Source organism: Ruegeria sp. AK11 (assembly GCF_056541095.1).
The window spans coordinates 129,682-141,031 of record NZ_JBQFXU010000006.1 but is presented as its reverse complement, the minus strand read 5'-3'; the positions used below and the strand labels follow the sequence as shown (position 1 = coordinate 141,031).

General features: G+C 55.8%; 13 protein-coding genes. 3 read left to right on the top strand and 10 right to left on the bottom strand.

Annotation, left to right across the window (positions count from 1 at the left end):
* Positions 1 to 31: 31 nt before the first annotated feature.
* The 6 genes from soxA to ACR0D9_RS14665 all read right to left on the bottom strand — a co-directional run bounded on the left by soxA (position 32) and on the right by ACR0D9_RS14665 (position 3,716).
* Entirely contained in the window at positions 32 to 877 is an 846-nt protein-coding gene (soxA, locus tag ACR0D9_RS14690; protein ID WP_480539213.1) for a sulfur oxidation c-type cytochrome SoxA, read from the bottom strand.
* A 70-nt stretch (positions 878 to 947) separates the two neighbouring features.
* Positions 948 to 1,277 carry a thiosulfate oxidation carrier complex protein SoxZ gene (soxZ, locus tag ACR0D9_RS14685; protein WP_209507503.1) on the bottom strand — a complete coding sequence of 110 codons (330 nt, stop codon included), beginning with the start codon at positions 1,275 to 1,277 and terminating at the stop codon, positions 948 to 950.
* Positions 1,278 to 1,311: 34 nt separating this feature from the next.
* The gene (gene soxY, locus ACR0D9_RS14680) at positions 1,312 to 1,728 is read right to left on the bottom strand and encodes a thiosulfate oxidation carrier protein SoxY (protein WP_209507502.1); all 417 of its coding nucleotides are present in this window, start codon (positions 1,726 to 1,728) and stop codon (positions 1,312 to 1,314) included.
* 46 nt (positions 1,729 to 1,774) lie between these two features.
* Positions 1,775 to 2,251, bottom strand: a complete 477-nt coding sequence (gene soxX / locus ACR0D9_RS14675; protein ID WP_267366181.1) for a sulfur oxidation c-type cytochrome SoxX — start codon at positions 2,249 to 2,251, stop codon at positions 1,775 to 1,777.
* 131 nt (positions 2,252 to 2,382) lie between these two features.
* On the bottom strand, positions 2,383 to 2,961 hold the full coding sequence (locus tag ACR0D9_RS14670) for a thioredoxin family protein (RefSeq protein WP_480488024.1): 579 nt from the start codon (positions 2,959 to 2,961) through the stop codon (positions 2,383 to 2,385).
* Between the two features lie 14 nt (positions 2,962 to 2,975).
* Entirely contained in the window at positions 2,976 to 3,716 is a 741-nt protein-coding gene (locus ACR0D9_RS14665) for a cytochrome c biogenesis CcdA family protein (RefSeq protein ID WP_267366182.1), read from the bottom strand.
* An 80-nt stretch (positions 3,717 to 3,796) separates the two neighbouring features.
* On the opposite strand from ACR0D9_RS14665, the gene ACR0D9_RS14660 reads away from it, so the two are divergent.
* From ACR0D9_RS14660 to ACR0D9_RS14650, 3 genes are read left to right on the top strand one after another with little or no spacing between them, the layout of a single operon-like run.
* Entirely contained in the window at positions 3,797 to 4,171 is a 375-nt protein-coding gene (locus ACR0D9_RS14660; RefSeq protein WP_480488022.1) for a hypothetical protein, read from the top strand.
* 52 nt (positions 4,172 to 4,223) lie between these two features.
* Positions 4,224 to 4,580 (top strand): metalloregulator ArsR/SmtB family transcription factor, encoded by a 357-nt coding sequence (locus ACR0D9_RS14655; protein ID WP_480483447.1) that lies wholly within the window; start codon positions 4,224 to 4,226, stop codon positions 4,578 to 4,580.
* Between the two features lie 42 nt (positions 4,581 to 4,622).
* Positions 4,623 to 5,684, top strand: a complete 1,062-nt coding sequence (locus ACR0D9_RS14650; protein WP_480488020.1) for a YeeE/YedE family protein — start codon at positions 4,623 to 4,625, stop codon at positions 5,682 to 5,684.
* A gap of 92 nt (positions 5,685 to 5,776) precedes the next feature.
* Here ACR0D9_RS14650 and ACR0D9_RS14645 read toward each other — a convergent pair whose 3' ends face one another.
* From ACR0D9_RS14645 to ACR0D9_RS14630, 4 genes are all read right to left on the bottom strand, one after another.
* Positions 5,777 to 7,582: an ABC transporter ATP-binding protein gene (locus ACR0D9_RS14645; protein ID WP_480483449.1), complete on the bottom strand. Its 1,806-nt coding sequence runs from the start codon at positions 7,580 to 7,582 to the stop codon at positions 5,777 to 5,779.
* A 1-nt stretch (position 7,583) separates the two neighbouring features.
* Complete coding sequence (locus tag ACR0D9_RS14640) at positions 7,584 to 8,513, bottom strand: ABC transporter permease subunit (protein ID WP_480478073.1); 930 nt, start codon at positions 8,511 to 8,513, stop codon at positions 7,584 to 7,586.
* Between the two features lie 10 nt (positions 8,514 to 8,523).
* Positions 8,524 to 9,447, bottom strand: a complete 924-nt coding sequence (gene oppB / locus ACR0D9_RS14635; protein ID WP_209507493.1) for an oligopeptide ABC transporter permease OppB — start codon at positions 9,445 to 9,447, stop codon at positions 8,524 to 8,526.
* 66 nt (positions 9,448 to 9,513) lie between these two features.
* On the bottom strand, positions 9,514 to 11,142 hold the full coding sequence (locus ACR0D9_RS14630; RefSeq protein WP_480483451.1) for a peptide ABC transporter substrate-binding protein: 1,629 nt from the start codon (positions 11,140 to 11,142) through the stop codon (positions 9,514 to 9,516).
* Positions 11,143 to 11,350: the final 208 nt, after the last annotated feature.

Sequence of the window (11,350 nt, the reverse complement as noted above, 5' to 3'; positions counted from 1 at the left end):
CGCGCCCGGGAATCCCGGCGCGGGTTCTTTGTTACTGACGCACGGCCGGCGTTTCGACCGAAAGCCCGTTGCCGCGCGATGCCACATAAAGCTCCAATGCCCGGAATTCGTCCGAACCTTCAGCAAAGGTTTCAGCGCGTGTATCACGAATACAGCCGCGGAAACGGTTGTGGCGCGAGATCAGCTTGGCCTGTTTCAGACGATAAGTCGGGAAACCGTTGACCATCCCTTGGCTCAGATGGTCGGCCCGGATCATGTTGCCCCAGTTGTCTTCGTGACAGTTGGCGCAGCTCAGCTCCAGCTGACCATATCGGGTGTAGTACATTTCCTTGCCCTGCTCCCAATATGGGGCAGCATCGCCATCAATGGCGACATTCATGGGCAGCCCTCGTGACTGAAAGGCAATCAGCGCGACCATGCCCTGCATATCGGCACCAGACCATTTCCACGCATCTGCTTCCATGCGTTCCGTACGGCACTTGTTGATCAGATCTTCCATCACAACCAGCTTGCCGGTATCCGCATCGACCTTCGGCATGGACGCCTGCAGCCCTTTGAAGCTTTCCACATCATCGTGGCACGAAGAGCAACTTTTGCCAGCCGCGCCATCGACAGCCTCATAAAGATCAGCCGCCTGGTCGACAAAAATCATAGCCGGGTTGTCGAAATCGTCGATCTGCAACGCCTGCGTTTCATCGGTTCTGAAATGCCACCCCGAGTAGATCGTATCGAAGTTCTCGACATGGGCCGGGGCCTCGGTCACCGAAACCATTTCCAGCTCTTCGTTGATCACCAGCTTGTCTTCGTCAGGTCCAGCTGCCACTGAAATCGGGAAAGCCAGAACTGCCGCGATCGCCGTGAGTGCTTTTTTATTCATTGCGTTCCTCCCTTGGGTGATCAGCGCAGGTTTTAAGCACCGGCGCTGATCTGCCGTTACGGTCGAGCCGTCAGGCGATCTCGATCGGTTTTTTTGTGTCGTAAACGGACCCGTCATCGTCATACCACGTGAAAACGAATTCCCCGGCTTCAGGCACGGTTGCATCGAACTGAAAGTACGGGTTTGTCGAAATCGCCGGCTCCATCGTCACGTCTATCACCAGCTCTCCGTTAAACTCGCAGGTGAACCGATTGATGATCGAGCGCGGAATGACGTTGCCTTCCTTATCCTTACGCTGGCCACTTTCCATATTGTGGCTGATCAGTGTTTTGATCGTGATTGCTTCGCCAGCAGCGGCTGTTTTTGGAACCTTGACGCGGGGTTTTACACCGGATGCCATTGGTTGTTCTCCTGTTCTTCAGGGCGCGTGGCGATCAGCCGCCGCAGCCGCCAATTGTCACTTTTACGGTTGCCGAAGCCTTGGCAAAGCTACCATCAGCCATTTTGGCCACAGCAATGACATCTTGCGTTCCTGCAAGACGAATGCGGGTCGAAGCCGCCTGTGCAGCAGCCAGCGGGCCAAAGTTGAACGTGGCAACGCCGGGCTCGGGGTTTCCGGCCGCTACGATCAGGATTGCAGCCGCACCCGGCGCGCTGACTTCGATCGGAACGGTATTTCCGTTCTCGGCAATTTCCGGCGCCGTCAGTGTCACACCGCCGTCAGCCATGTCTGCACCGCCCGTAAACGCGGCTATCGCGTCTTCTGCAGCCGCATTTGCGCGGAACGGCATCAGGGTCAGGACCGCAGCGCCCAGACCAAGAGCCAGAGTCTCGCGACGAGAAAATTCCATTTTCAATCTCCTTTGGATCCTCACGAATTCACGCCTGAAAGCGTGATTATTGTTCTTTTAGGGTTGCGAGGAACGCGACGACGTCCTCGATTTCCTGTGCAGTCAGGATTGACGTCAAAGGCCCTGACGGGGCTTTGCCCGTATAGGCGTCGCCCGGGCGGATATAGCCGTCATCCTTGTAGAAAGCCGGCATGACCGTTCCGTCAAACGTCATCTTGGCATTTGCGACCAGTCCTCGAAGCTCCGCCTCGGACCACCGGTCCCCGGCCCCATCCAGCAGCGGACCGACTTCGCCATGGAACGGAATATCCGCCAAAGCCGTGACCTGATGACAGGCCACACAATTGCCCTTGGATTTCTCGCCCACGATGACCGCACCGTTTGCCGCATCGCCAGCGACGCCGGTCAATGAAGCCTCCACCGCGCCATAATCGTCGAACTGTACCTCTTTTGGTCCTGTTTCTGCCGCGATGGCGGCACTGCCTGTTATGATACAAGCCAAAGTCAAGTGTCTCAGCTTCATGATCCCTCCCATTTGCTACCGCGCCGATGGCGCTTTGCGACCCAAAGCCTCTGTGTACCGTAGTCGACGGGCAGGGTTCATCGCAACATTAAATTCATCTTAATGAATTTTTTTATTTATACTGCACCGCGTCAATCTTGCGAAACATTGTTTCGTTCTTGAATGCGGCGCGCATGATACCGTTGAAAATCTTCCCCATTATCAAGCTCGTACCGTTCTTCATTGACCCAGGTAAAAAGATCGAGGGTCGTTCCCTTGGAGAACGCCCCGGGCATGACCGCAACGGCCGCCTCGATTGCTGTGGCATCCTCTGATACGTCCTCCGGCAGGAAAACCAAAGTAGGGGTGAACAGAATCCCCCATTTGCGCATCAGTGATCTTTGCTCGGCTTCTTCTCCGTCAAAATCGATGGCCATCGTACTTCCGTGTAAGTCCAGCTGAACGACAAAGAAGTTTTCCTCGATATACGCAGACAGGTCGGGTTGGGGGAAAACCTCTTCATGCATCTTTTTGCAGTAGATGCAGCCCTGTTGTTCAATGAACAGAACCAGCCGCTTGCCTTCCCCCGTCGCCTCTTCAAGGTCTTCACGAAGGTCTTTGAACGTGTCCCGCATCCACGGCGTTTTATGCAGACCGTCATCCCCCAGTTCAGCCGCGGAAACCGCCCCAGCAAACAGCCCTGCAATCAAGAACAATACTATCCGTTTCATGGTGTTCTCCCGAATTAGCCAATGGCCGCCAGCCAAGGCATGTGATCCAGCATCCATTGTGCGATTAGATTTATGGAATTGGTCGCGATCAGGATGCCAAAAAGAATCAGTAAGACACCCATCGCCTTTTCAATCATTCCCAGATGTTTCCGGAAACGTGCCATCCATTGCATGAAGGGCCGAACCAGAAAGGCTGCCAGAACAAACGGCGCTGTCATGCCAACCCCATAGACGAACAAAAGCACGGCGCCACGCCAGGCGGTCTCGGTTCCGGCCGCCGTGAACAGGATCGCCGCCAGAACCGGCCCGACGCAAGGCGTCCAGCCAAAGGCAAAAGCCAGCCCCAGAACATATGCCCCGATCACGCTTACATTTGTCGTCTCGCCGATATCTGCACGAAACTGTCGATACAGGAACCCGATGCGGAAAAGACCCAGAAAATGCAGGCCCATCGCGATGATGATGAGCGCAGCGATCCATCGCAGAATGTCGAAATACGCGCGAACCAGCTGACCAAAGATCGACGCCGTGGCCCCAAGCGCCATGAAGACCGTGATGATCCCTGCAGCAAAAGCAATCGCTGACAGGGTCGCCCGACGGCGAACATCCGGGGTGATCGTCGAACCGGCCGAAATCTGCTCCATCCCGACGCCTGCAAGATAGCTGAGGTAGAACGGGACAATGGGCAGAATGCAGGGGGACAGGAACGACAAAAGCCCCGCGATCAGAGCCCCTGCAAACGTGATGTCGAGCATGGTCAAATCCGTCCAGACAGGTTACTATTCACACATTCAAAATAATAAAGGTGTACCACCCAGGTCAATCGGAGCTTTTGATGCGTCACGTAATACATACATTGCTCGTCATCACATTGCTGATCTGGCCTGCTACGTTGCGGGCCGAAATGGTGTTGCTGATGGCCGAAGAAGACGGGTGTATGTGGTGCGCCCGCTGGGACGCCGAAATTTCCGAGATCTACCCGCTGACAACGGAAGGAAAAGCTGCCCCACTGCAACGAACGGACATCCACGCAACCACGCCCGAAGGGATTACTCTGGACCGGCCGCTTTTTTATACGCCGACCTTTGTATTGCTGGAGGACGGTCACGAAATCGGCCGGATCGAGGGTTATCCTGGCGAAGACTTTTTCTGGGGGCTATTGGGTGTTTTACTACGTGACGCCGGAGTTAAGATCGAGAGCTCTGGTTAAATCCTCGGGATTTACATATACTGTTTTGAATACGTGAAGCCACGAAAGCGAGATGATCGTGTTGGACAAACCGTCGAAACTGCCCGTGTTCACCAAGGACATGTGCAACGAGGACTTGGATAGGATGATGGATAACGCCCAGACGGCGTCCAATTTCCTCAAGGCGATCAGCCATGAGGGGCGGCTGATGATTCTGTGCTATTTGTCATCAGGGGAAAAATCCGTCACGCAGATGGAGGAAATGTTGTCGGCCAGACAGGCTGCCGTTTCCCAGCAATTGTCCCGCTTGCGCTTTGAAGGGCTGGTCAAGACACGACGCGAAGGCAAAACGATCTACTACAGATTGGCGGACGACCGGTCGACTCAGATTCTGGAAGTCGTCTACAATCTTTTCTGTCGGGACAAATAGAAGCCCGCGAGAAACACCGCCAGCTTTGGGAGGAGACTGGCCATGTTCGAACTTCTGGGAGACGCCAATACAGTTGCGCTGATCGGTCTGGTTGGCGGCATTGTACTTGGTCTTGCCGCGCGCATTGGGCGGTTCTGCACCTTGGGTGCGATTGAAGATTATCTTTATGCAAATGACGACCGGCGCCTGCGTATGTGGGCCGTTGCGATAGGTGTTGCGATTGTCGGCAGCCATTTGGGCATGGCGTTAGGGTGGATTGATCCGCTCAGCACGACCTATATTGCGCAGACATGGAATCCGATCGGATCGGTCATTGGCGGATTGATGTTCGGATATGGCATGGCCATCAGCGGAAACTGCGGCTATGGCGCGCTTGCACGCCTTGGCGGCGGCGACCTTCGGTCATTCGTCATTGTCCTGATCGTGGGCCTTTCCGCATATGTGGTCATGTCCGGCCCTCTGGCCTACGTCAGGATCTGGCTTTTCCCCGAAGCCATGGATCTCGGTAATCCTCAAAGCGTCAGCTTCCTTGCCGAACGGCTGACGTCGACACCGGCATGGGTTACAGGAACGCTTGTCGGCTCTGCCATAGTAGTATTTGCCCTGACAAATGATCGGTTTCGCAAATCACCTGCGCAGGTTTTATGGGGTGCGGCGGTCGGATTGGCAGTCGTTTCAGGCTGGCTTGGCACCAATTGGGTGGCCACACACGGGTTTGAAGGTGAGACCTTGCAAACACACACGTTTGCCGCGCCTTTGGGTGATACCGTGTTCTATCTCATGACCGCCTCAGGCAACACGCTCTCGTTTGCGGTCGGTTCGGTTTCAGGGGTTCTGATTGGTGCTTTCCTCGGGTCATGGTCAAAAGGTCATTTCCGCTGGGAAGCCTGCGAAGATCCACGTGAGCTTAAGCGGCAGATGCTGGGGGCGGCGATAATGGGGCCCGGAGCAATAATTGCGGTTGGATGCAGTGTCGGACAAGGCATCTCCGCTTTTTCTCTGCTGGCCTATAGTGCGCCCATAACCTTTGCGGCGATCTTTGCCGGAGCGGCCCTTGGCCTGCGACAGCTTGTATCAGGATTGTCTTTCATTCCAGAACGTTAAGCCCCGCCATAGGCTGCGGTTTCTTCGAACAGACCCTGCGCAGGTTTTCGGGGCATTCATCAAGCCCCGAAAACCTGCAACAGACCTTTCGATCAGCCATTGGCCATGATGGAATCCAGTGTGTCATGTTCCGCTACAAAATGGTCTGGTGCGACCTCCTGCAGCTTTGGAACATAATCACTGTGACCGTTGACCAGCCGACTGGGCAAGAAACGCAACGCGGCTTTGGGATCCAGCGGCGATGGCAGCTCACCCGGCAGTTTGAGGCGCTGCCGCGTCCGCTCCACATCCGGGTCCGGTATCGGCACGGCCGAAATCAGCGATTGAGTATAAGGGTGGATCGGTTCCGAGCAGATCACCTCACCGTCACCCATTTCCACAATTCGCCCGAGATACAGAACCATGATCCGGTTCGATACCGCACGCACAACCGACAAGTCATGGCTGATGAAAATCATCGACAGGCCAAATTCCTGCTGAAGTTCCTTTAGCAGCGCGACAATCTGCGACTGAATGGAAACGTCCAGCGCTGAAACCGCCTCGTCGCAGATAATCAGCCTGGGCTTGTTGATCATCGCCCGCGCAATGCCGACGCGCTGGTTCTGACCTCCGGACAGCTCGTGCGGGTAACGGTTGATCATGTTGGCCTGCAGCCCGACCCGCTCCATCATCGCAGCGACCATCTGTTTGCGTTCCCGGTCCGTCAGATCGGGGCGGTAGGTTTTCAGCGGTTCAGCAATCGACGCTGAAATGGTCATGCGCGGATCAAGACTGGCCAAAGGGTCTTGGAACACGATCTGCAGGTCCTTGCGGTATTTGTTCAGCTCGGACCGCTTCAATCCGACGATCGGATGGCCCAACCAGCTGACGCCCCCCGCGCTGGGTTCGATCAGTTGCAAGACCGCGCGCGCCAGTGTCGATTTTCCGCAACCGGATTCGCCCACGACACCCAGAGTTTCGCCCTTGCGAATATCAAAACTGACACCGTCGACAGCTTTCAGCGGAACCTTGCGCCCGAACAACCCGCCAGAGACATGAATGGGGAAATGAACCTTGACGTCATCGACCTTGAGAAGGGGTTCTTCGGCCTTTTCCAAAGCGCGCGGCGCGTCGCCGGCATCAATCCGGGGCATCGCCTCCAGCAGGGCCCGCGTGTATTCATGTTGCGGATTTCGGAACAGCCCGCGCGTTTCACCGTCTTCGACGAATTCGCCCATCCGCATGACCTGAACCCGGTCGCACATGCGCGCAACGACGCCCATGTCATGCGTGATCAGTGCAATTGCGGTGCCTTCATCCTTTTGCAGATGAACCATCAGATCAAGGATGTCTGCCTGAACAGTAACATCCAGCGCCGTCGTCGGCTCGTCCGCAATAAGCAGTTTGGGACTGCACAGCATCGACATCGCAATCATCACACGCTGTCGCATTCCACCGGATAATTCGTGCGGGAACTGGTCCAGACGGCGGCCCGCTTCGGGAATTCGCACCCTGTCCAACCACTCCAGACAGCGCGCGCGCGCGGCTGACCCCTTCAGGCCCTCGTGGACCTGCAGCACTTCACGCATCTGTTGCCCAATCTTCAGATGTGGCGTTAATGCAGTCAGAGGATCCTGAAAGATCATGCCCACATCGTCGCCGCGGATCTGGTTCAGCTTGTTCACCGGCAGGTTCAAAATCTCCTGACCGTTCAGCTTGGCTGACCCGCTGGCATGTCCGGCAGGGGGCAGCAAACCCATTGCCGCCATGAAGGTCTGGCTTTTGCCAGATCCACTTTCACCGACGATACCAAGGCATTCGCCCGGATTAATATCAAAACTGATATCCTTGACCGCCTCAACGACACCATCGGGGGTGTCAAACCGGACGCTCAGGTTCTTTACGGAAAACAGACTCATATCAGCGGTCCTTCGGGTCCAAAGCGTCACGCAGACCATCGCCGATGAAGAACATCGTGATGATGATGGCGACATAGAATGTCAGCGGGAACATCAATTGCCACAGCGTTCCATAGCCCATGGTTCCCGCCCCTTCTGCTATCAGTCTTCCCAGTGACGTGTAGGGTTCGGAAATCCCCAGACCCAGGAATGAGATGAAGCTTTCGGTCAGGATCATCTCGGGCACCAGAAGCGAGGCATAGACGATCACGACACCCAACAGATTGGGCAGGATATGGCGATACATGATCGTAAATTCACTGACGCCCGCCGCTCGGGCGGCCTCGATGAATTCACGGTTCTTCAGGGCAAGCGTCTGCCCGCGCACGATACGTGACATGGTCAGCCAACCAACCGCACCCAATGCGATGAAAAGCGTGAAGAAGGACCGCCCGGCAACAACCAGCAGAAGAATGATGATCAGAGTTGTCGGGATAGCCAGAAGGATGTCGACAAAACGCATCATGGCGCCATCCGTCCGACCCCCAAAGTAACCGGCAGTAATGCCATAACACGTACCAACGATCAGAGCGGTCGCCGCCCCGATCAACCCCACAAGCAGGGACGTCGTGGTAGCCTGAATGACGCGGCTGTACAGATCGCGCCCCAGATCATCGACACCGAAATAGTGACCCGTTTCCATCGACGGCATTCCCATGCCCCGGACATCGCCCATGACATTCCAGTCGATCTCTTCATTGCTCCAGACCGCAAAATACGGGCCAAGGATTGTGAACAACACGATAAGCAGCAAAATGAACACACTGGCCATTGCTGCTTTGTTTCGTACAAAGCGCATGCGCGCGTCCTGCCAGAGCGAACGCCCCTGAACGGCTGTATAATCGGTGATTTCTTCGGCCAGATGCGCAGCTTTTTGTGATTTTCCTAGCATATCCAGCCCCTCAGTAGCGGATCTTCGGATCGAACCAGGCATAGGCCAGATCGGTCAGCAGGTTTACCAGAACGGTCAGAACGCCATAGAGGATCGTAACCCCAAGCAGCACAGCATAGTCGCGTGACAAGGCCGAGCCGACATAAGCCTGCCCCAGACCACCGGTCGAGAAGTAGATGTCAACAAAGACGGATCCGGTCAGCACATACACAAACACCGGCCCCAGATAAGATACGACCGGCAGCAAGGTCGGCTTCATCGCATGGCGCCAGATCACGGTTCTTGTCGGCAGGCCCTTGGCACGGGCGGTTCTGATGAAGTTCGAATTCAGAACCTCCAGCATTGAAGACCGGGTGATCCGTGCAATCGATCCCATGTAAGATGTCGCAAGGGCGATAACCGGCATGATCAGATAGGGCCATTGACCACCATTCCACCCACCGCCGGGCAACCATCCCAGCCACAGGGTGAAGGTCAGGATCAGGATCGGACCCATGATGAAGTTGGGCAGCGCCTGCGCTGCAATCCCCAGCCCAACCGCAAAGTAGTCGATCCAGCTGTTGTGCCGGATTGCGGCGGCAATCCCCAGTCCGATGCCCACCACCGTAGCGACCAGAAAGGACAGCGACCCATAGGTCAGCGAGATCGGAAAGCCCTGCGCGATGATGTCGTTCACATCGCGGTCCTTGAACTTGAAGGACGGTCCAAAATCGAAATGCACAACGATATTGTACAGATAGTCCCAGAGTTGCTTCCACAACGGCTGGTCCAGACCATACCGCGCCTCGATATTGGCCAAAACCTGCGGCGGCAACGTCCGTTCCGAGGTAAAGGGCCCACCGGGCGCATAGTGCATCAAGAAGAAACAGGCGACGATCAGCAGCAGGATCGTCGGTATGGCGGTCAGGACCCGCCGAATGACATAGGCAAGCATTCAATGCCCCCAATAGATGGCGCTGCCCCGAAGAAAACTTCGGGGCAGGTCATGGTCAGAAGATGATTACTCGGCGATTTTGTAGAGGTTCTTGGAGTACCAGTTTTGCTCTACGTTTTTGACTGGCCAGTTTCCGACATCGCTATCCATCATGTAGACACCAGCATAGTGATAGATCGGGATAACGGGGGTTTCCTGAGCGATAATACGCTCGACCTCGGTGTACAGCGGAGCCGGATCGTCCGAAGTTTTGGCTTCGGCCAGCAACTCGTCCACACGGGCATTGTTATACTTGCCGTCGTTGTAGCCCGAATCCGACTGCAACAGGTCAAGGAAGGTCGAGGCTTCGTTATAGTCACCACACCACGCGCCGCGGGCCAGATCAAAGTTCTGGTTGCCCCGCTCTTCCAGGAAGACTTTCCATTCCATGTTGGCCAGTTCAACATTGGCGCCCAGTTTTTGCTTCCACATCTGGCTCAGCGCGACGGCAACTTTCTTGTGGGCTTCCGAAGTGTTGTAGACCATCGAGAAGGTCAGAGGGTTATCCGCGCCGAAGCCGGCCTCGGCCAGCAGTTCCTTGGCCAGTTCATCGCGCTCAGCCTGGCTCATCGATGCCATTTCAACGACCGGGACAGTAAAACCTGCGGTTGCTTCTGGCACGAATGTATACGCGGGCGGCTCGCCACCGGCCTTGATATTCTTGGTAATGATGTCCCGGTCAACGGCTAGCGACAGGGCCTGACGAACTTTGGGATCCTTGAATTCTTCAGGGCCGCTGTCCGACACGTTAAACGTGTAGTAGTAGTTGCACAGGCGCGGGAAGCTGATAGCCTCGCCCGGATGCTCTTCCTGCAGACGCGGGAATTGACCGGCGGGAACTTCGGTCCGGTCCAGTTCACCGGCCAGATAGCGGGTCAGGGCTACGTTTTCGTCATTGATGACCAGTGCCACAACCTTGTCGATGATGGTGTTGTCATTGTCCCAGTACATCTCGTTGCGCTCACGTACCGAACGTTCCTGCGGCAGGTGCTCGGTCAAAACATACGCGCCATTCGACACGATGTTTCCGGGCTTGGTCCATTCATCGCCAAATTCCGCGATCACCTTCTGAGGTGCCGGGAAGGTCGTCGAATGCGTTGTCATCTGCGGGAAATACGGCAGCGGCGCGCTCAGCGTGACTTCCAGGGTCGTGTCATCGATGGCTTTGACACCCAGATCATCAACCGGCTTTTCGCCTGCGATGATCGCTGATGCGTTTTCGATCGACATCAGCTCCATGAACCACGCGTAAGGAGAGGACAGCGCCGGATCAACCGCGCGTTTCCATGCGAAAACGAAATCTCCGGCGGTTACCGGGTCGCCATTCGACCATTTAGCATCGCCGCGCAGTGTGAAGGTATAGACTTTCTTGCTGTCATCGACGGTGTAACCTGTGGCAACGCCCGGAACCAGATTGCCATCCTCATCCTGGTTCATCAGCCCTTCAAACAGGTCGCGTACAATTTCAGCACCGGAAACGTCTTCGACAACCTGCGGATCGACCGAGCTGTGCTCGTCCAGAATGCGGTAGGTAAAGGTTTGATCGTCCGCCAGCGCTTCGCCGGTTTCAGGATGCGTGCCAGCGGCAAACGCGGCACCTGTGATCATGGTCGACGACAAAAGCCCCGCCACTGAGTTCCGAATGTATCTGTTCATGATTTCTCTCCCATATGTTCGTCGCCGCGCGGCCCCACTTGATCGGGGTCGCACGCAGCAGCCGGATTAGACCGACGCCCGCTGGGACTTCGTCCATTTCGATTTTGGTTTTGCCAATTCGCAAGGAACACTGCGTCGCAGCTTTCTTGGTTTCTGTCGGTAAAGAAGTTGCGAAAGTTGTCTTTCACTGCGTTGAACCGTGACATCT